Raw genomic sequence first — 20,557 nt, 5'->3', positions numbered from 1 at the left:
TTACAGAGATTTTTTCCGGATTTGTCCACTAAAACTGTATATGCTGAAAAGATCAGCAGCTACTACTAACGTGTGTTCTCACCATTATTCAGTTGTATGCAAATTTATCTAGATTACAGCGCCACTACTCCGACTCGAAAAGAAGCGATCGCAGTTATGCAAACAGTCCTCACCCAACAGTGGGGCAATCCTTCCAGCTTACACGAGTGGGGACAACGGGCTGCAACGGTTGTGGAACAAGCCAGAGTCCAAGTTGCTGGTTTAATTAACGCTGTCGATCCGGCATCCATAATCTTTACCTCTGGCGGCACTGAGGCAAATAATCTAGCAATTATGGGCGTGGCTCGGTTGTATGCTGTTCCTCAACATATAATTATTTCCAGCGTCGAGCATTCCGCAATTTCTGAGACAGTGCAATTCTTAGAAATGTGGGGTTGGGAAGTTACGCGGTTGTCTGTAGATATTAAAGGCAAAATCAATCCCCTAGATTTAAAGGCGGCGTTGCGACATAACACAGTCTTAATTTCCGTGATTTATGGTCAAAGTGAAGTAGGGACAGTGCAACCGATCGCAGAATTGGGTAAGATTGTGCGATTGCATGGTGCTTTGTTCCACACAGATGCGGTGCAAGCTGCGGGACGCTTACCCATAAATGTGCAACAACTCCCAGTAGACTTACTTAGTCTTTCCAGTCATAAAATATATGGCCCTCAAGGTGTAGGGGCGTTGTACGTGCGTCCTGGTGTGGATTTGATGCCTCTACTGGGTGGTGGTGGGCAAGAAATGGGACTGCGTTCTGGTACGCAAGCAGTACCGATAATTGCGGGGTTCGGTGTAGCAGCAGAATTAGCAGCCGAAGAATTGGCTACGGAAACACCACGGTTAATTGAGTTACGCGATCGCGCCTTTGCCCAATTAGCTGAGATTCCTGGTTTAATTGCTACAGGGGATGGCTGCGATCGTTTACCTCACCATGTCAGTATGTGCTTAGAAAACGCTGATGGGAAAAAACTCAGCGGTAAAACCTTGGTACGACAGCTAAACCTTGCAGGCATCGGCATCAGTGCTGGTGCTGCCTGTCACAGTGGTAAACTTAGCCCTAGCCCGATACTGTTAGCGATGGGTTATTCAGAAAAAGCTGCTTTGGGCGGAATTCGGATCACATTGGGGCGTGATACGACGGAAGCTGATATAGATTGGGCAGCGATGGTATTGAAGCAAGTTTTGCAAAGGCTGACACCGGATTTATCTTTAGTTAAGCGTTAAATTATTGGCGACACTACTAGGATTTCAACCGTGTAAAGTTATATGTCAAAAATTAACCAGATCCAAAATGAACTACGGGAACAAAGCGGTGAAAAGTTCCAAAAGCTTGCTGATGCTTATCTTCACAAAAAAGGATATGAGCAGATTAATCCCCTTGGATCTGTAATTGGTGCTGACAAAGTGAGGACAGGAACTCCTGATACATTAGTAGTGCTACCTAATGGAAAGTATGTCTTTGCAGAATACACAACAGAGAAGAAAGGAGTTGCTCAGAAATTTAAGAAAGACCTCGACAAGTGCTTTGATGAGGCAAAAACTGGAATATCTGTTGAAAAAATCCAAGAGATAGTTTTATGTCACACATCGATGCTTTCCCCAGACGAAGAAGTTTTATTGAGGGAAGAATGCCAGAATCGAGGAGTCAACCTTAATATCTTTGGTCTTGGGCCTATCTCTTATGAGCTTTACCAAAAATATCCAGGCATTGCCAGAGATTTCCTTGGAGTTGAGGTAGATACAGGACAAATCGTTGATATTGATGAATTTGTTAAGGCTTACGATAAAAAAGCGGCTACTCCTCTTAATACAACTTTCCACTTTCGAGAGCAAGAGTTAGAGCAAGTATTGCAAGGATTGAATAATAGTAATCTTGTTATTGTGTCTGGCAAAGCAGGCATTGGTAAATCTCGATTGACACTCGAATGTTGCAATCAGTTTTTAGCGAGTCACCCTGAATATCAGGTTAGATGTATTTTTATTCGAGGAGCAGATATTTTTGAGGATCTCCGTGTCTATTTTTCAGAACCGGGCTGTCACCTCATTTTTGTAGATGATGCGAATCGGGTAAACTCATTTGAGTACTTCATTCAAATCCTTCATGACCAACGCGAGGATCAACAAATCAAGGTCATTGCTACCGTTCGAGATTATGCTTTTGCAAAAGTTAAGGAATTAGCGCAGTCATATAAAAATTGGACTGAGATAGAGCTGAATTCTTTGGACGAAAATCAAATAAAGCAAATACTTAAAGATGAGTACAAAATTCTTAATCCCCGGTATCTCAACAGAATTGCCGATATTGCTCAAGGAAATCCTCGTCTTGCAATCATGGCTGCACTGTTAGCAAAACAAGAAGAGAGACTTGACAGCATTAATAATGTATCTAATCTTTACGACGAGTATTATTCTTCAATCCGAAAAGATTTACAAGAACTCGGTGATGAAAACCTCTTGAAAGCTGCTGGTATTGTTGCATTTTTTAGGACGGTAGATCGTTCAAATGAAAAGATGATGCAAGAAATTGAGACAGCATTTGGTATTGGCCAAGAAGTTTTTTGGAAAGCTGTTTGCCAGCTACATGATCATGAATTACTCGATATGTACGAGAATGAGATCGTGCGAGTCTCTGATCAAGTTCTGGCTACCTATCTTTTTTACCTTGCCTTCTTTAAGGAAAAATTACTCAATTTTGCTACTCTCCTAAATCACTTTTTCCCTCAGCTTCAGTATCGAATTGTTGACGTTCTCAATCCTGTTATGAGTACTTTTGATAGTGAAAGAATCATAGATGTAATGCGTCCACACGTTAATCAAGCATGGCAAACATATCAAAATGCAGGAGACGAAAAAAATCTGATGCACTTCATACAGGTGTTCTGGTTTCTTAAGCAAACAGACATCTTTGTATATATTCATAACTGTATTTCCGCAATTGAACCGGAATTAGCAGACCTCTCTAAATTGAAAGTTGAGCCTAACTCTAATATTCCATCACCTTCTATCCTCAGCACACTAGGGTTATTCAACCATTCAAATGAGAATAATCTTCAAATGGCATTAGAGCTTATTTTGGAGTATGTCACAAAACGACCGACCGAAATATCGCAAGTGCTTTACCTTCTTACCGAACGGTTTGGGTTTGATCACGAATCCTATGTTTATAGATTTGCTATTCAGCAGATAGTAATTGATGTACTGGGGGAACGGGTTAAGGATTGTGAAGACATAATATTTTCAAAGCTATTTCTCGCGGTGGCTGAACATTATCTTTACACTGACTTCAATACTACTAGGATGAAAGGGAAAGGGATCAACATCTTTAACTTCACTTTACCACCAACGCCAGAACTGGCTGAACTTAGACAAAAAATTTGGCAGAGGGTATTCCAACTTTATCAAGTACCTATTCTCAAGGAAGATGTGCTTAATCTTCTTTACAAGTATAGTACATCAGGCTATAAAGTCTCAGGAGTGGAAATAATTATCCAAGATTCATCTAAGGTGCTTCCTTTTCTTGAGTCATATCTGGATACCAGTAGCTATTCTCATTGCCTGATAGTTCAAAGCTACTTAGATAAGTTAGAGTATCAAAAATTAGAAATCTCTAAAAATGACCATCAAACCATTGTTTTGATTAAAATTATGGCTAATGTCTGGAGATGTCTATTGTGTGAAGCTTTGCGCGATTTATTTACGAATAAAACCTATGCAATGTCTGAAGTTCTTATTTCTGATCAACTAGAGAGACGATATCTAAATCTAGAATATGAGGAATACGAGCAACTTAGGCAACAACGAATTCAAGACTTCTTTGTAAACTACAACTTGGAAGACTACAAGCAATTCTTTGAGCAATGCCTTGAAATTCAGGAGCAAACAGACCGCCGAAATCATAATACATCCCATCTTCCAAGCCAAGTAGCCGGAGTACTTATTAACCTGGCAAATCGAGTTCCACAACTCTATGCTGATGTAGTTCAAGATTACATTAGTCTTGGAAATCCACTGAGGATTAATGATTTTCGACTTATCAATCACTTAATTCAAATATTAGGTATTAATAAAACCTATGAGATTCTAAACCAAAGTTCTTATTCTTTAAAAAGAAAGTGGTTGTTTGACTTTTATCAGTTATTACCTCAGGAACTGATTAGAGAAGAACATTTAGATCAACTTTATAGCATTTATAAAGAAAGTGATGTAAGTGATATACCACACGATTTTAACTTTGTCCTAAAATACCGTGCGCTAGATGAAAATCTATTGGTTAAGATAGTCGAAATTATCCTGGAAAAGGGCTATGAAAACTCTAATAAGTCTTATCCACTATCATGCTTATTTCATAGATATGAAGTCAATACAACTTTACTTAACCTTTTAGATAACCAATTAAATTTACTGAAACAAGCTTATCTTCAAGTATTGAAAAATGACTGGAATATAGATGATAATGGACAATACTTTGCTTATATCCTGAAACGCGATCCAGAATTCATCCTTGAATACATGGATTGGATTTACCACCAAGAATATCAATTATATCATTTTGATAATGGACAAGATTATTCCTTCCTATGGCAATGTGACAACTATGAAAACCTGATGACGCAGATAATTGAATATATTTATCAACGGGATGAGCAGTATCTTAGCTTAGGCTCTATTAGACTTAGCAAATTCTTCATTCTCAGTGCAGATGGAAAAGATAATGCAACTTTGTGGAAGCGGCAAGATAAGATCCTGATGAAATTACTCGAATCTCGATGTAATGAGATTCCGTTTACCCAGCTTATATTTGATATAGTTACAAATTTCTCATTTGAAAGAAGACTTTCATTTGTTGACTTTTTTATAAGGCATAACAAAAAATTCGATGACTTTAAAAAACTTCCCCTAAAACCTAGCTCTTGGATTAGCTCAGGAAGTGGGGTTCCCGTATATCAGAAGCGTGTTGAGTATTTAGAGTCATTGCTTCCACTTTTTAATAGTGTACCTTTTCTGCAACATAAACAATACATAGAGCAACTTATTCAGTGGTTAAGGGAAGAAATTGAAAGAGAAAAGAAGCAAGACTTCATGCACGACTAGGTTACGAAATACTAGCTAGTTTAAGAACAACATCATGGACACTGCTAAACTCACCACTGATGGCACACACCAAATCGTTATTTTGCCCGAAGACTTTCAACTCACTGGTACTGAAGTCTATATCAAAAAAATTGGTAACGCCATTGTCCTCATTGCCAAAGATAACCCCTGGCAATCCCTCATCGATAGTCTAGACAATTTCTCCGATGACTTCATGAATTCTAGAGATCAACCACTCCTTGACACGAGAGAGAACTTCTAAATGCGATACCTGCTTGATACCAATATCTGCATTTACCTCATCAAGCAAAAACCCCAAAAAGTACTGGATAAATTCCAAACCCTTAGCATTTCTGATGTCGGTATCTCTTCTATCACCGTTGCCGAACTTGAATATGGAGTTGCTAAAAGCCAACAGCAATAGAAAAACCGCACCGCCCTGCTGCAATTTATGCTACATCTAGAAATTGTCGAATTCAATCAAGCATCTGCAACGATTTACGGCAGCATCAGAAGCAATCTAGAAAGTAGAGGACTTATTATTGGTGCAATGGATATGCTGATTGCTTCTCATGCGCTGAGTTTAGGAGTTACCCTCGTCACCAATAATGTGCGAGAGTTTTCTCGTATTCCTACGCTCCTACTAGAAAACTGGGTTGAGTAGTTGTGAATAGGCTATGTGTGAGCATTTACGTTTTCACCACAATGATTTTGCGTCTCTCCAACAAGATTCATACATCTAATCAGCACGCTACCGAAAGGGTTAAAAAAGTTTTTTCCCAAAAGATAATATTTTGAGTCATAAAGGAGTTCAAGCATGACTTATTTTCATTACTTTTGATTGAGGCTTTTTTTGAATGAGTAAAACCATCATTGGAATTGGGATGTTTCTTGGCTCTACGATTGGCAGTTACATCCCAGCCTTGTGGGGTGGAAGTTTGCTATCGTTCACCTCGATATTCTTGGGCGTCATTGGTGGCTTTGTGGGGATTTGGCTTGGGTATCGCGTATCAAAATATCTCGGTTTTCTCTGAGCGGCGCTCTATGTCACTGTCACTGAAAGCCTTAAACGAGTCTTTTACCAACAGGTAAAATTTTGAGTGTGTCTTCTATACGATGGCTCCGCCCGCCGCAGGCATCGCACTTCTTAAATTGGGATGTGATGTTTTGCAAGGGATCTCTGCTATCCTCTAAAAACAATGCCCAGAAATAAACCCACCAGTCTTTTCCCAAAGAAAAGCCAATCCAACCAAAATATAATATGAATAGCTACTATTACCCAAAATACAACTTGGTATGAAACCTTGCTACTTTTGTGGCGTAATCTTCGTTGGGCGATGAATCCCCCCAACCATCCACCCATGAATTCACACAAATGTAATGTCTTTTCTGGTACTCTCCAACGCCCCTGCTTTGCCCGAGATTTGTCATCTGTATACAGTGCAAAGGTAAGAAAACTCATTACAGGATAGAGAATCAGAGGAATTGGGTTGAAAGTCGTCAATGCAAAATGCATTGCTCCTAAACTTGGTAATAAAGATAAGAGCAATACCTCGAACATTAAAGAAGATTTTGCTTTAGGCTTGAATGTTTCTTTCTTGATTGCAGAAGATGAGTTTCTTGGCAGAGGTTTGGATACAACTCCCTCAATGAAGGCATTGCAAGCATGAGTTTTGCCGTCTTTATCAACCGTTAGCTGATAGCAAATCACATCACCAACTTGTGGACGATGATTTGTTTCTTTGAGTGCAGTGATATGAACAAAAACGTCTTGAGTGCCATCACTGGAGCGGATGAAGCCAAAACCCTTGTCATCCTTCCATGTTGTTAATTTACCTTTACGCAAAACAGGTTTCATCAAAGACCTTGATATCAATACTTCATTTTTAATGTTCCCATATCAAAAGCAAATGATTCATATTCAAATTTAGCAACGCCAAAATCAGAGCTAATACTGAAACAATGGAAGTAATGCTAGAGTGAAATATAAACTATGAGTGAACTTCCAAATACTCTTGAAGATGCGATCGCCCAATCTCGTGTAGCTGTCCAAGCTGCCCTTGCAGATGGCTGTACTCGCTTACAAGTTGAGTTCCTGTTCCCAGAACTCAAGTTTATGCCCGTGGCGGAACAATTTCTGCCCACGTTTACAGAATATGATTCCCGTTTGAAGATTTTCTTTGCTGACGCTGGTGCTGCGGCCCTCGCCCGCCGCAATTGGGCTGATGCACCATTTCAAATTTTGGATATCGGGACGGGTAGGGCTGCTTCCTTGCAGACAAAAATTCAGCCAGAGGATGAAATTTTCTTATTCATTGCCCCTACTTCCGTAGAAGTGCCGCAGTTGGAAAAGTTATGTGAAGTAATAGGCGATCGCCCTATAGTCTTGTTAAATCCCCGCTTAGAAGATTCTGGGGTTGTGGGCATTGGTTATGCAGCAAGGAAAACTCGCGAGCGTTTCACCAATACTATTGAATCCGCCTATTACCTGCGCCCCGTAGACGATCAAAGCGCCCTATGTCGCTGCTACCCAAGACAGTGGGAAGTTTGGCTGGAAACCGGCGGCGAATATCAAAGAATTGCCGAATTACCTACAAAACCATCGGGTGATGAGTTGGATCTCATCCTTTTAAAAGGACAACCGCAAACAACAACAGACGCGGCACCTGCGAGAAAGCCCAGTGTGTTTAAAAGTTTGCAACGATTCTTAAAGGCGTTGAGTAGTTAGGAGAAAACAGAGGTAGCAGGAGGAAAGTTGATCATCTGCTGCCTCATTTTGAGTTTTTTATTGATATACCCTATTTAAAGTAAAATATGTAACATTTCCATATAACCCACATTCCGCACCCAGTAGTGTCATACATCAAGAAAATGTTGAGAAATTAGTATATAAGAACTAAACCGGATGAATGGTCACTAACCTTAATGCTATTAATACTCTTAAGGTTAGTGATCGGATAGAAAGGAGGTTTTGTGATCAACAAAGAAGAGAGGGGGAGTTTAGCATATTCCCCTCCGTTTTTTCTATTTGGAAGGGATTTATATTATGGAAAGCGGTTCGACACGCCTGCGCGAAGCGTAGGCGCAGAGCAATTAGCAACTTGGGTTAATTGCTCTTAATTAATATGTGAAAAATTTAGGTTTATAGGTATAATCTATTAGTCAAATCGGTAATTTTTTTCTTTATCATAAATTCGGCTGTTACTGCCGTGTCACGCGAGTACACTCACTTGCACTAATTTGTTAATTGGAGGCTATTTAATCAATGAAAAGCTTTTTCGCCCTAGCCGCAGGGCACGTAGCAACTAGTTTGGCACTCTGTACAACTTCCATCATTGCTTCTACTAATCTGGCTCAAGCTGCTAATTTAACATTTAACTGGAAGGGTGATGCTGGTTATTCGGCTTCTAGCTCGTTCAGCTATGATGAAACCACCACTCCAGCCATAATTTCCGAAAGTGGTGCGGGATCTACAAAAGCCTTACAGTCACTCAATGTTTCTTTTTTCAATCCATCACAGGAGTTGATTGGAACTAAAAACGAGGTTGTTAATGGTGTATCAAGCAATCAGTTTTTCAATTTTAACTTTGATACGACTACAGGCAATTTATTTGGGGCTTTTGATCTAGGCACTGGTAGTGGTAAAGGTGATGTTTTTATCAGCAATGTTGAGACTCCCGACGGTACCTTTATCTCTCCGGGAGCAACCTATTATCTTTACCGAAATATTGCAGTAGGCAATACTCAATTACTCGACTCGAGTCTGAATCGGATTAAAGCATCTGCGGTTCCTGAACCGACAACTGTTTTGGGAATCCTGGTAGCTGGCATATTGGGTGTAGCACTCAGCAGCAACAGAACTGTTTCCAAAAAGATATAACTGATGAAGCTCTTGATTCCCGCTAAGTTGGGAAGCATCAAAATAGCAAGGGTTTCACACCCAAGTTTCTTCTCAACAAGTTAAATTGAATATCACTGCGCCAAAAAGTATTGAGACGGGCGGCTTGTGCTGATACAACCGCAGGAGTTTCAACCGTTCTACTGTCCCCCAGCCAGCAGCCGAAGCTTTATCACGTGAAATTACATTGTTTTGTAGTATTTTCTTAACTTAGATGTAGTCCACCATCAACAGGTAGTGCTACTCCAGTAATAAATGCTGCTTTAGGAGAGCATAAAAATGCTACTACCTCACCTATTTCTATTGGTGATGCCCAACGTTGCATTGGTGTATTTTTGATTATATTTTTTATAGTATCGCTATCTACTCCACCCCATTTAGAGGCGGCAAAATTCCAGGCTTCGGTCTTAATATAACCAGGAATAACTGCATTGACTGTAATTCGTCGTGGTGCTAATGTCATGGCGTAGTATCTTGTTAAAAACTCAACAACTGCCTTAGCTTGTCCTGGCATTGCATATGGCAACTTTGGCGTTTGGCTAATATTACATCCAGGAGCAGATATTGCTACTATATAACCGTTTTCATCCTCCATGTAATTAAGTGCTTTTTCCACACATCTAATGAAGCACTTAGGATAAACATTCTGATAATAGTCATACTGATCAAAGCTAGTAAAACTACCATTCCCCAATAACTGAGTGTGAAGATTGCCAGCTAAATTTGCCTCTTTTGATTCAGCAGATGTTGTCACCCCAACATAGAGTCCAGCATTATGAACAAAGGCTGTCAGCTTGCCTTCAAAATTATCTTCCACAGATTGGAATATTCTTTCAATAGTAGACTCTTGAGCTACATCACCTTTAACAATGTCAATTTTTATCTCATAGGTAGATTCAAGAGTAGCTTTTGCAGTTAATGCAGCCTCTTCATTCGCATTAAAGCTAAGTATAAGGTCATGTCCGTTCTTGGCTAGTTGCTGCGATATACCCCAACCAATTCCGCGAGTTCCACCTGTAACGATTGCTAATTTTGATAACATATTTTCCCACTCTTTATTAAAGAACGAGCCTAATCAGTCAGACAAAAACAAATTTCTTGACCCTCGCAGTCGCTGCGCTCCTCGCAACTGTTGGATGTGCATCTCTTGCTAAATGTTTCAAGATTTGTAATTATACATCCGTTGCCCTACTTACCTTCCAGAGTTTTTTCTTTTAATCCTTTTATTCAGAATGCTCGGAAAGTGAGAGAAACTGTTTTATCAGTCTGTATGGGCATTATAAATATATTTTGTTTGCCAAAATCATCAAAGAAGAAGAGGAGTTAGGAGTTAGAAGTACAGACGCGATTAATCGCGTCTGTACAGAAGTTAGGAATTTTACTATTAACTCCTCATTCCTCACTGTTCACCCCTCACTGTTCACTCCTAACTTTTTTAATTCCCTTGCAACGGCGCATTCAAGATTTTCTCAATGCGATCGCGTGTTTCTAGTAAGTGCGCTTTGGTGTATTCATCCTCGGAATTAGCACCCTTGAGTTTCTCATCAAGCTGTTTTAGTTTATACCAAGCTAAAGTGCGAGCATCTTCTGGAACATATTCTTTTCGCAAGACCATAGCAGTTAAAATGTCCAGATATTGCCGCTGCAAGCCTCGTCGTAAACTAGAAATCTTCATTGGTTTACTCTTTGGTTTGATTACTTCTGTCCAGATATCTGACTGCAAAGTGTCAAATAGTTCCGGCAGAGTCAGTGCATTTTCGGGCTTCGTTTTAAGTTCAATATCCTTGAGGCGAGAGAGGCGATCGCCTGAGAGTAAATCCCGCAACACAGAACCTTGCATGAATAGCACCAAGTCATGAATTGGAAAATCCAAACGACCAACTTGCGGAGAACTACCCCAATGTCGCCAACGGGAAGGTGCTAATTTATTTAGTAGTTCTGGTGAAAAGCTCAAGGCATCTTCTGCAAATACATATTTTTGCAGCGTTTCTAAAGCTTGCCGTTGTTCTTCAACTGGTACTGGTTCAAATGGTAATCGGTGTTGGCTAACTCCAGAGGGGATTTCGCTAGGGTGAATGCGATAGAAAGACTGTCCACCGATATATTTTGTCGTGTAAAATATTTGCTGGAAATAGTTACCCAATACTGTGCTAAAACGTTCGCTCACATCGCTATAACTATCACCAGCCATTGGGTAACGCTGATCGAGACGTTCCCACATCACCCGCGAATTATTCAATTGCCACTGAGAATAAAGCAGTACATTGCTGCTGTTATCCCAAGCATCAGCAGTTGGGTCAAGGTCATACACATCTTCATCTGTGGAATAACTCAACTCTGGCTTGTAGGATTGTGCAGCAATTTGCTCCAAAATTGGCTTTTCTGCTATGGGAGTTGATGTTTGAATTGGCATGTAGCCGTACTTAATCGCCCATTCATCATAAGGCCCCACCATGCTGGGAAAATAATCTCCCTGCTTTGTACCTTGAGGAGCAATATTTGGGGGAATGTAGTCCATTACGGAACTTGTTAGACCTTTAGTTTTGGTAATTTCTGTATTATTCATCTCCTGTGGTGGTAGCAATGTACTACCACGGAAATTATGGCGTAAACCAAGAGTATGTCCAACTTCGTGAGCGATGATTAAACGTAAATATTGATTGATGTATTCTTTCACCTGGTCTGGAGTGGCCATAGTATCAGGCAGCAGTGACATTGCCAGTGAACCAAAGGCAAACTGGTTAGCAGCTTCCATCCCATAGCATAAATCGTACTCACCTGCCATTTTTGATAAACGACTCAACAATCCCTGTTGGTCTTGCATCTGCTGAGGGACACCATTGTTTTTGGCATCTAAACCATTGGCGCAAAGTAGACGATTTTGCATCAAAGCTGATAAAGTAGTCTGGTTTTCTGTTTGGCTGGGTTGGACGATTTTGCGATACTCATTCTTGAGTACCCGCACAAAGCTGGCGTCTACGAGAATGTCTGCATCCAAAATTTCCCCAGTCAATGGGTTAACACGGGATGGCCCCATTGCAAAATAACCATCGACTGTGTTAATCCAGCGAATCGTGTTGTAACGAATATCTGCTGGGTCCCATGTGGCGTCATCTGGCATTTGGCGGACTTCAATTGCATCTTTGAATCCCGCTTTCAGAAAAGCTTTGTTCCACATCAGGACGCCTTCTTTCATCGCATCGCGGTACTCTAAAGGCACAGCGTTATCAATCCAGAAGACAATTGGTTTTTTGGGGCGAGAAATTACTGCTTTTGGGTCTTCTTTTTCCAAATGCCAGCGATTGATGTAGCGGACAAAAGAATCGCCGCGATCGTCTTTGGATAAATCTTGGTAGGCGGTGATGAAATAGCCGACGCGATCGTCAGCAAGGCGCGGTCGGTAATCTTTATCGGGTAGTTGAGAGAGACTGTAGTGGACGCGCAGGGTAAAGCCACGGTTGTCAGGTAGCGACGCAAAGCTTGGTATTTCACTCTCGTGGTCAGGGCCACCAGAGAAATTCAAAATTGACTCAATTTCTAAGTTTTGGGGAAAAACTTTAGCAGTACCAAAATAGGACTGGTCAGTGGTTGCTGGGACCCCTAAACTTGCAGATAATCCACCTAAGTCTGTCAGTAACAAATCGCCCAAATCGATGAGAATAGTTTTGCGTTTTGGATGAATGCTTTTAATAGAAATAGTGTAGAGAACAGAGTCACTAAACGATCGCACCAGCGATCGCACTTGAGGATCTCCCTCACGAGTGCGAAAATTGACATTGCGAATCACAAAGTTTAATTTATCATCCACCCGCTGGAAATAAAACAAAAAATCCTGCAAAGGCATACCGCTGTAAATACCCCGTTCGCCAATGCCTGATTCCAGCGTTGCCGTAGCTAGGTAATTTTTATTGAGTTGCTCTGGCTTAATTTCTAGATAAATTTTATTCTTTTCTTTATTGCGATAAAGGGTGAACAGTCCCCCTGACTTTTGGGTGTCTTTGATTACGTTATCAAACGGCTCTAAATCTTCCTTTGCTGCTGGTTTAGCACTAGAATTAGGCTTTGAATCCGGTTTCTCTGGAGGCTTTGCGACTTGCAAAAATGGTTGCTGTCCTGCTTTTTTAAGGTCTTTTACTACCCAAATAAACGGTTGAGGCTGTGCGTGTTTATTTTGATTAACCACCCAAACTTGCCCTGATGGTAGCCTCTGTCTTGGGGGAATGTTGATATTTTTTAGCGATAAGGCTGAGATTTTAGTTGAAGAAGTTTCTGTCGTTAACTGACTATTGGATTTCTCTCCACTTCTGGCTGTAACCACGGCTTCTACAACCTGCACAGCTTTATGGTTAGCTGACGAATCTGGGTCAATGTTAACAAACGGTGACTTGGCGCTAGCCGTTGCTATTGCTAAAAACAAACCATGTAACAAAATCATATAAAAAGTTAATCTGTTCATCGCATCCATTCCCCAATAACTATCCTGTAGTTAATTTTTAACTTTTGCGAAGCTATGTAGCCTGCTTTTTGCCGATTCTCTAAGCTACTTTATATCAAGCAGCAAACTTTAGACTTCAATTTTAATTGCGATTTTTCAGCTTTGTTACACTGTTGTACTGGAGGATTTTTTCTAACAATTGCCTCTCTCACAAATAGTAAGTATTATTTTTACATCAGACTAGTAAATATGTTGAAAAAAAAGGATAACAAATTAGCCAAAGCTGGAAAATTACTTGATTTTTGCAAGAATTTTTCTGATGACACTTTATTTGCATCAGGAGAAAGAGCTTGAGGTGACTACTACAGCAGGCGCGTAAATAAACCAACCATTCAAAATGGCGTAAAAGCCCAGAATACAACTCTTTTGACTTTTGACTTTTGACTTCCGCGCAGCGGTACTAGGGGTTAGCGAGAAGCCGCCCTCCAGGAACGCTGTGGGTGTAGCCCATCGTAAACATCGCCAACACATGATATTTTTCATGTAGTATTTATTGATACTGTTGATTTTTGACCATGAGAAGCAAACCAGCACAGAAAAACTTTTAGTTGAGCATTATCAAAACAGTAATTTAAATGTAACAACGGATACAGAAATGTCAACATATTTATCTCAAGTCTGGCAGTTGCTGAGAAATTATGTGAAGGGTACAAGGTTGCAAGAGATGTCAAAGACTATATCGCCAGAAACCGAAGCAGTTTTACCTCTAAGAAAAAGTATTAAAGAACCAGACAAAAGTGTTAAATTTGCTCAAGAAAATTTGCAGTCAGATTTATGGTCTCAAAGACTGCAAAAAAGCTTAGAAAAATGGACAATACCAAGGAGCAGTTTGACTTCTAAGATAGACGATCAGACATCGGGCACACTATCCTCTGGCTTTTGTTTTAGAGTCTGCGATCGCCAGATGCATGAAGAGATTTATGATTTACTGGGCAATGGGGCGCTGAAACCAGAAATAGTCAACCAATTAATGGAATTGGTTGTAACTGATAAAAAAATTCGCCCAGAACTGCTTTTCTGGCGGCTAGAAGATTTTTATCGTCGCTGGTGTCAGGGAGAATTTATCGATGGGACACCAGCTGATAACCTACCTCAGAAAACAAGGTTAAAGCTAGCTGCACAAAATATTGCGATCGGGCTGAGACAGGTAGACATATATACAGGGCTAAACGTACTGATTTTACTGCTAGAGTTACACCGCTATGCCCAAGAGCGAGATGAACTCAAACAAAAAATCACCTTCTATCCATCTGCTCAACCGGACACAGACAATTTTTTCACATCCCAACTGCTGCGGATTATCAACTATAGCGATGCCCTGGAAATTGGCAACTTTAGCAGTATAGTTGGGCAATTCCTCAAAGGCGGCAACTTTCGGAGTACTTATTTAGGTGATGCCAATATTACTGGGGCAGACTTTAGCTGTGCCGATCTCAGCCGTGCTTATCTCGGTGATGCCAACTTAACTGGCGTAAACTTCAGCGGTGCCAACCTTAGCAGTGCTAACCTCGGCGATGCCAACCTCAGCGGTGCCAACTTCAGCGGTGCCAACCTCAGCGGTGCTGACCTCAGTAGTACCAACCTCACTGGAGCTAACCTTAGCTGTGCCAATCTTAGCCACGCCGACCTCAACCGCGCCGACCTTAGCAGTACCAACCTCAGCCGCGCCGACCTCAGCCACGCTGACCTCAGTCGCGCCGACCTCAGCAGCACCAACCTTAGCCATGCTGACCTCAGCAACACCATCCTTTTCGGTGCGAATCTAAGTGAAGCCAACCTCAGCAGTGTCAGCCTTAACCATGCCGACCTCTGCCGCGCCGACCTTAGTGGCGCTGATTTGAGTCACGCCATCCTCAATGGTACTAACCTCAGTGACACAATTCTTTTCAGTACCAACCTCAGCAACGCCATCCTGATCGCCGCAGACCTCAGCTACGCCAAACTTAACGGTGCCAAACTTAACAATGCCAGACTTAACGGTGCAATGTTCTTAGGTGCCGACCTCAGCGGTGTAGACCTCAGTGGGGTGATTCTCAACGAAGCCGACCTCAGTGGGGTGATTCTCAACGACGCCGACCTCAGTGGTGCCGACCTCACTGACGCTATCCTGTTCGGCACAGACCTCAGCTATGCCAACCTTAATAGTGCTAACCTCAGTGGCAGTAACCTCAGTGGTGCTATTCTCAATGGTGCGGATCTCAGCCACACCAACCTCAGCTATGCCATTTTGGGTGGTGCTGACCTTAGCGACGCCAATATGGAAAAAATGACCTGGGGTAAAAAGCAGCAGTGGGAAGATGTGCGGGGATTAGAGACAGCAGTTAATGTGCCGGAGGCGTTGAAGGAAGAACTGGGATTGAATTGAGAAGACAGAGGGACACGAGGAGGTTTTTACTCTTTAGTTCTGAACATTATTTATGGATATCTCAGCTTGAATGATCAACTCAGAAACAGCAAATGTCTAATTATTAGCACGATGCGATCGCCTTTCCTGTTCTCTGTGTCCTCTGCGCCTCGGTGGTAGCCTACGGCAAGCTGCTGCACGTCGTTCAAAGTAGCTTTTGCCAGTAGGTTGCAGACTCTTCATAGCCCAATGCCTTGTAGAACTTCGCTGCCCGACGTGTAGCCAATGCCACAAGCTTGGCATCTCGATCGGTAGCCCAACCTTCAAAGCTTTGCATGAGTGATCTGCCAATCCCCATTTTTCGGTAGTCTGCGTCAACCATAATCTCCTCTACCCAAGCCACTCGCCCGTTTGCATAGAACGTGTAATGGTCAAAGCCAAGAATATAACCCACAATATCTTTGTCTACCTCAGCTACAGCGAGGTAGCCTGACGGCGAAGACAAGAGTTCTGAAAATGCGACACGAAAAGCCTTCGGGTCAACGACAAACGATGTCGCCAAGGTTTTGGCTAGAACCAGTAACGCTTCAGCATCTCTTGCTTGTGCCACACGGATAATCGTCATTTTCAAGCCCTAGCTTCTTGTTCAATAATTCAGTTAAGTTGTGTGCCAGCCTCAAATGATGGTTCACAACGTACAGGGAAGTTTATTGAGTTGGCAATAAAACACAGGTGATGCGCTTTTTCATGTAACTGTTTGGCGATCGCTGGATTTTTACAGTCTTTCACTGTTACAACTGGCTTGAGAATCACTTCAGCGAATTTTCCGCCTCTATCGTCAGTCTCAATCATTTTGCCAACTGGGTGATCAACGTAGCTAGTGACAACAAGCTGCACCTCAGCACACAAATGTAAATACCAAAGCATATGACAAGTAGACAGCGATGCAACTAGCAATTCTTCTGGATTGTATTTAGTTCTGTCTCCACGAAAAGCAGAATCAGAGGAACCGAAAATTAGGGGTTTGCCTACAACTGAAATCTCATGCGATCGCTCATAAGCTTTATAATCAACAGTTCCCTGTCCAGTATTTCCAGTCCACGTTACTTCAACTTGGTAAAGGTGTGTTTTGTGTTCTGTTGCCAAGATTTTTCTCCTTTGGTAGGTGACAGTATCCATCGTACATACAGCAACTACAAGTCAAACTTTCAAGTTCTGAACACCATCTTTCAAGTTCCGAACATCAACTTGCGAGTTATGAACTCCAGCTTTCGAGTTCTGAACACCATTTTTCAAGTTCCGAATATCAACTTCCGAGTTATGAACTCCAGCTTTTGAGTTCCGAACACGACTTTTCGAGTTTTGAACACCACCTTTCGAGTTTCAATCTCAAAAGGCGGGTATATTAGCTTGAATGATCAACTCAGAAACAGCAAACGTCTAATTATTAACTCGATGCGATCGCCTTTTCTCTTCCTCCGTGTCCTCTGCGCCTCTGCGGTAGCCTGCGGCAAGCCGCTGCGCGTCTACGTCATTCTTTCTACACCCATCAACCCCAAATTTTATACTAAACTCTAAATAACCAGTAATTATACGAGTCTCAGCGAATGAACAAGCGTTTATCGCAAACCTGGCAGAAGTTTCGGCAATCCTTCTCAGTAGGAGAGAGTCTGAACACCACAGTTGAGACTGGTAAAGCAGTTTTAGAAGCCGCAAAAACCTTTCAAGAACAAAGTGACAAGATAGAACTCTTGAAACCTCTGTTACAAAACTCATCTTCACTGCTAGATGTGTTGTGTTCACCCTTAGCGCAAGTAGTGGGTGCGGGTTTGCCATTCGTGCCACTTGGAATAGCCTTGCTGAAGTTTTCCCGCGACATAACTAAGCAAGATCCTTCTCTAGAAGACTGTGTATTTATAGTTAGTCAAGCTGCTTATTTGGAAAGTGTCAAAGAAATTTTATCCTTATACCCATCTATTAACTGGGATGCTGACCCCAATATTAATAAAGTACTAACGAAACAACTACAAAAACTCAATGATATTGAATTAGATTATCAAAGTGCCAGCAATGCTGTAGCCTGTTTCCACGAATCAGAATTAGCGAAAGCATTTAATCAAGTATTATTAGCACGGTTAGCAGCAACAAACATCCCCAATGCTAATGCTCATATTTTGACGCAACGAGTAGCTTGGAATACTCACCGCTATATCATTAAAGCCTGGATAGAATCAGGCGATGCCATCAAAAGTATAATTCAACCTTCCTTTGGAGACTGGCAGAAAGAACAGCAAAAGTTCTCTAGCATTGATGAATACCTAAAAACTCATATTGCTAGCAAGCCTTTAGACTTAGTTTTTGACGAAAGTTTCTCATTTAAAGATATTTACGTACCTTTAAAAGCCAAACCTGTAGATAACAATGGGAAGATAGATGAAAAAGTAAACTCCTTAGATTTAGAAACATGGGCTAAGGAAAATCTCCTCAATTCAAAGAACCTAGAACAAGTGATGTTTGTTCAAGGAGGCCCAGGAAGGGGCAAAAGTGTCTTCTGTCGGATGTTTTCTGATTGGGTGCGGCAGCATTTGCATCCCATGTGGACACCAATTTTGATTCGATTACGGGATTTAGACTCTTTTGAATCGCGTTTAGAAAACACTTTAAAAGCAGAACTGAAAATTAGTTTTATTCAAAATGATGAAAACTGGTTGACAAATAAAAACACCCGTTTCTTGTTTATCCTTGACGGGTTTGATGAATTGCATATTGAGGCTAGAACCAACGTCAACCTAGAAGCATTTATCAAACAAGTCTCTGGATTTCAGGATGAGTGCAAAAATTACCGTGAAATGGGACATCGGGTGTTAATCACTGGTAGGTCGATGTCTTTACAAGCTATCCCTTACTTGCCCCGCAATTTAGAGCGGGTAGAAATTGTCGAAATGGATGGACAACTCCAACAAAAATGGTTAAATAAGTGGGAAGAATTACCAGCTAATAAATGGAAAACCGCAGCCTTTGGGCAGTTTTTACAAGGTGATAGATGTCCATCTGAGGTGAAAAATTTAGCCCAAGAGCCGCTCTTACTTTATTTGTTAGCGGCAATGTATCGAGATGGAAAATTGCCAATTGATAAATTAGAGCAAGCAAGCCATAGCACAGCCAAAATTGTAATTTACCAGGAGGCTTTAAACTGGGTACTGACAAAACAGCGTTCTCAAACGGATGGGACTAATTTAAATATTGAGTTAACCCAACAAAAACCCGAAGATTTAAAACGTATTCTCACAGAAGCGGCTGTTTGTGTTGTGCAGTCAGGAGGCGAATTTGCTTCCATGTCAATGTTAGAGCTACGTTTACAAGACGACGAGACAGCAAAAGCCTTAATTGAAAAAGCTAAAGAAAAATTAGGTAACGAAGCTCTCAAAACAGCTTTAGCTGCTTTTTACATTCGTCCTGCTGATAAACAAGAGGGTGGAGTTGAGTTTTTTCATAAGAGTTTTGGGGAATTTCTCTTTGCAGAACGTCTGAAAGCACGCCTGAAAGCTTGGACACAATACTACGAAGCAGAAGACGGAAGACAACTAGTTATTCCCGAAGCCCAAATGAATTCGCAAATTTATGATTTGCTGGGTTTTGGTAAACTCACACCAGAAATTGTGGAATACTTGATGGGGTTGCTGACTGAGAATCAAGATTTCCCTTGGGAGCAGTTATTTAAACGCTTAGAAAAGTTTTACGGTAACTGGTGTAAAGGGAAATTTATTGACTCTGCTGAAGAGACTTTACCTCAGAAAAAGCTGCGACAGTTGCAAAAGTATGGAATTCAAGGGCTAGGTCAGCGCCAGGTAGATATTTATACTGGATTGAACGTGATGATTTTACTCTTGGAGTTGCACCGTTATGCTAAAGGGCGAGATGACCTCAAAAAACAAATTGTCTTTTATCCATCTGGTCAAGCAGAAGGAACTTCTAGAACAACCCAACTACTTCGCATCATTAACTACAGTGATTGCATTCAGCTTCAAACTTTCAATAGTGTAGTCGGGCAATTCCTCAGCCGCGCAAACCTCAGCCGCGAAAACCTCAGCGGCGCAGACCTCAGCCGCGCAAACCTCAGCCGCGCAAACCTCATCGGCGCAGACCTCATCGGCGCAGACCTCATCGGCGCAGACCTCAGCCGCGCAAACCTCAGCGGCGCAAACCTCAGCCGCGCAAACCTCAGCGGCGCAGACCTCAGCAGCGCAGACCTCAGCGGCGCAAACCTCAGCAGCGCAGACCTCAGCGGCGCAGACCTCAGCGGCGCAGACCTCAGCGGCGCAGACCTCAGCGACGCATACCTCAGCGACGCAGACCTCAGCAGCGCAGACCTCAGCGGCGCAAACCTCAGTGACGCAGACCTCAGCAATAAATATTCGGGGGATATCCACTGGGATAAAAATACAAAATGGGATGAATTCAAAGGGCTGGATACAGCAAGGAATGTGCCAGAAGCTTTAAAGCAACAGTTGGGGCTGAGTTGAAAAGAGGTGGGAGCAAATGAGCAGGGGAGAATCACTATATAACTGTAATTGAACGTTAATTCGACGGCTCATATAGTGTCCGCCTAATTAACTCAATGAAATAAAAAGACCTCTCCCTGGTTTTACTACGCAAAACCGTCCCTCTCCGACTCGGAGAGGGACAG

At 41.8% G+C, this 20,557-nt stretch carries 14 protein-coding genes and 1 pseudogene; 10 read left to right on the top strand and 5 right to left on the bottom strand.

The features are described 5' to 3' along the window. Window positions 1-96 precede the first annotated feature (96 nt). The 5 genes and pseudogenes from V7K48_RS13620 to V7K48_RS13600 all read left to right on the top strand — a co-directional run bounded on the left by V7K48_RS13620 (window position 97) and on the right by V7K48_RS13600 (window position 6,167). On the top strand, window positions 97-1,266 hold the full coding sequence (locus V7K48_RS13620; RefSeq protein ID WP_335073206.1) for a cysteine desulfurase family protein: 1,170 nt from the start codon (window positions 97-99) through the stop codon (window positions 1,264-1,266). A 42-nt stretch (window positions 1,267-1,308) separates the two neighbouring features. Further along, on the top strand, window positions 1,309-5,133 hold the full coding sequence (locus tag V7K48_RS13615) for a hypothetical protein (protein ID WP_335073205.1): 3,825 nt from the start codon (window positions 1,309-1,311) through the stop codon (window positions 5,131-5,133). Window positions 5,134-5,167: 34 nt separating this feature from the next. After that, window positions 5,168-5,395: an antitoxin gene (locus V7K48_RS13610; RefSeq protein ID WP_335073203.1), complete on the top strand. Its 228-nt coding sequence runs from the start codon at window positions 5,168-5,170 to the stop codon at window positions 5,393-5,395. Further along, window positions 5,396-5,797 (top strand): annotated as a pseudogene (gene vapC / locus V7K48_RS13605) (type II toxin-antitoxin system tRNA(fMet)-specific endonuclease VapC). Between the two features lie 193 nt (window positions 5,798-5,990). After that, on the top strand, window positions 5,991-6,167 hold the full coding sequence (locus tag V7K48_RS13600; protein ID WP_335073201.1) for a hypothetical protein: 177 nt from the start codon (window positions 5,991-5,993) through the stop codon (window positions 6,165-6,167). A 149-nt stretch (window positions 6,168-6,316) separates the two neighbouring features. On the opposite strand, the gene V7K48_RS13595 is transcribed toward V7K48_RS13600, so the two are convergent. After that, complete coding sequence (locus tag V7K48_RS13595) at window positions 6,317-6,991, bottom strand: cold shock and DUF1294 domain-containing protein (RefSeq protein ID WP_335073199.1); 675 nt, start codon at window positions 6,989-6,991, stop codon at window positions 6,317-6,319. 135 nt (window positions 6,992-7,126) lie between these two features. On the opposite strand from V7K48_RS13595, the gene V7K48_RS13590 reads away from it, so the two are divergent. Further along, window positions 7,127-7,861 (top strand): DUF1995 family protein, encoded by a 735-nt coding sequence (locus V7K48_RS13590; protein WP_335073197.1) that lies wholly within the window; start codon window positions 7,127-7,129, stop codon window positions 7,859-7,861. A gap of 537 nt (window positions 7,862-8,398) precedes the next feature. Continuing rightward, window positions 8,399-9,013, top strand: coding sequence for a PEP-CTERM sorting domain-containing protein (locus tag V7K48_RS13585; RefSeq protein WP_335073195.1), 615 nt, complete (start codon window positions 8,399-8,401; stop codon window positions 9,011-9,013). Between the two features lie 223 nt (window positions 9,014-9,236). Here the strand turns inward: V7K48_RS13585 and V7K48_RS13580 are convergent, their stop codons facing one another. Both V7K48_RS13580 and V7K48_RS13575 read right to left on the bottom strand, forming a co-directional pair. Continuing rightward, a complete protein-coding gene (locus V7K48_RS13580) occupies window positions 9,237-10,073 on the bottom strand; it encodes an SDR family oxidoreductase (protein WP_335073193.1) in 837 nt (278 codons plus the stop codon). A 393-nt stretch (window positions 10,074-10,466) separates the two neighbouring features. Further along, window positions 10,467-13,487, bottom strand: coding sequence for a zinc-dependent metalloprotease (locus V7K48_RS13575; RefSeq protein WP_335073191.1), 3,021 nt, complete (start codon window positions 13,485-13,487; stop codon window positions 10,467-10,469). 634 nt (window positions 13,488-14,121) lie between these two features. Between V7K48_RS13575 and V7K48_RS13570 the strand changes: the two genes are divergently transcribed. Beyond that, on the top strand, window positions 14,122-15,891 hold the full coding sequence (locus tag V7K48_RS13570) for a pentapeptide repeat-containing protein (protein WP_335073189.1): 1,770 nt from the start codon (window positions 14,122-14,124) through the stop codon (window positions 15,889-15,891). A 184-nt stretch (window positions 15,892-16,075) separates the two neighbouring features. Here V7K48_RS13570 and V7K48_RS13565 read toward each other — a convergent pair whose 3' ends face one another. Together V7K48_RS13565 and V7K48_RS13560 are read right to left on the bottom strand one after the other, a co-directional pair. Next, the gene (locus tag V7K48_RS13565; protein WP_335073187.1) at window positions 16,076-16,495 is read right to left on the bottom strand and encodes a GNAT family N-acetyltransferase; all 420 of its coding nucleotides are present in this window, start codon (window positions 16,493-16,495) and stop codon (window positions 16,076-16,078) included. Between the two features lie 29 nt (window positions 16,496-16,524). Next, window positions 16,525-17,016, bottom strand: coding sequence for an OsmC family protein (locus tag V7K48_RS13560; RefSeq protein WP_335073185.1), 492 nt, complete (start codon window positions 17,014-17,016; stop codon window positions 16,525-16,527). Window positions 17,017-17,232: 216 nt separating this feature from the next. Between V7K48_RS13560 and V7K48_RS13555 the strand changes: the two genes are divergently transcribed. Then, entirely contained in the window at window positions 17,233-17,448 is a 216-nt protein-coding gene (locus V7K48_RS13555; protein WP_335073183.1) for a hypothetical protein, read from the top strand. 29 nt (window positions 17,449-17,477) lie between these two features. After that, window positions 17,478-20,393, top strand: coding sequence for a pentapeptide repeat-containing protein (locus tag V7K48_RS13550; protein WP_335073181.1), 2,916 nt, complete (start codon window positions 17,478-17,480; stop codon window positions 20,391-20,393). Window positions 20,394-20,557: the final 164 nt, after the last annotated feature.

The sequence above is a fragment of the Nostoc sp. genome (assembly GCF_036919615.1).
In the GTDB taxonomy this organism is placed as follows: domain Bacteria; phylum Cyanobacteriota; class Cyanobacteriia; order Cyanobacteriales; family Nostocaceae; genus Nostoc.
The sequence above is the reverse complement of the archived record's forward strand: the minus strand, read 5'-3'. Positions and strand labels throughout refer to the sequence as shown.

Coding starts and splice junctions, on each gene's coding strand:
- V7K48_RS13620 (WP_335073206.1), top strand. CDS start 97: ATGCAAATTTATCTAGATTACAGCGCCACTACTCCGACTCGAAAAGAA.
- V7K48_RS13615 (WP_335073205.1), top strand. CDS start 1,309: ATGTCAAAAATTAACCAGATCCAAAATGAACTACGGGAACAAAGCGGT.
- V7K48_RS13610 (WP_335073203.1), top strand. CDS start 5,168: ATGGACACTGCTAAACTCACCACTGATGGCACACACCAAATCGTTATT.
- V7K48_RS13600 (WP_335073201.1), top strand. CDS start 5,991: ATGAGTAAAACCATCATTGGAATTGGGATGTTTCTTGGCTCTACGATT.
- V7K48_RS13595 (WP_335073199.1), bottom strand. CDS start 6,991: ATGAAACCTGTTTTGCGTAAAGGTAAATTAACAACATGGAAGGATGAC.
- V7K48_RS13590 (WP_335073197.1), top strand. CDS start 7,127: ATGAGTGAACTTCCAAATACTCTTGAAGATGCGATCGCCCAATCTCGT.
- V7K48_RS13585 (WP_335073195.1), top strand. CDS start 8,399: ATGAAAAGCTTTTTCGCCCTAGCCGCAGGGCACGTAGCAACTAGTTTG.
- V7K48_RS13580 (WP_335073193.1), bottom strand. CDS start 10,073: ATGTTATCAAAATTAGCAATCGTTACAGGTGGAACTCGCGGAATTGGT.
- V7K48_RS13575 (WP_335073191.1), bottom strand. CDS start 13,487: ATGAACAGATTAACTTTTTATATGATTTTGTTACATGGTTTGTTTTTA.
- V7K48_RS13570 (WP_335073189.1), top strand. CDS start 14,122: ATGTCAACATATTTATCTCAAGTCTGGCAGTTGCTGAGAAATTATGTG.
- V7K48_RS13565 (WP_335073187.1), bottom strand. CDS start 16,495: ATGACGATTATCCGTGTGGCACAAGCAAGAGATGCTGAAGCGTTACTG.
- V7K48_RS13550 (WP_335073181.1), top strand. CDS start 17,478: ATGAACAAGCGTTTATCGCAAACCTGGCAGAAGTTTCGGCAATCCTTC.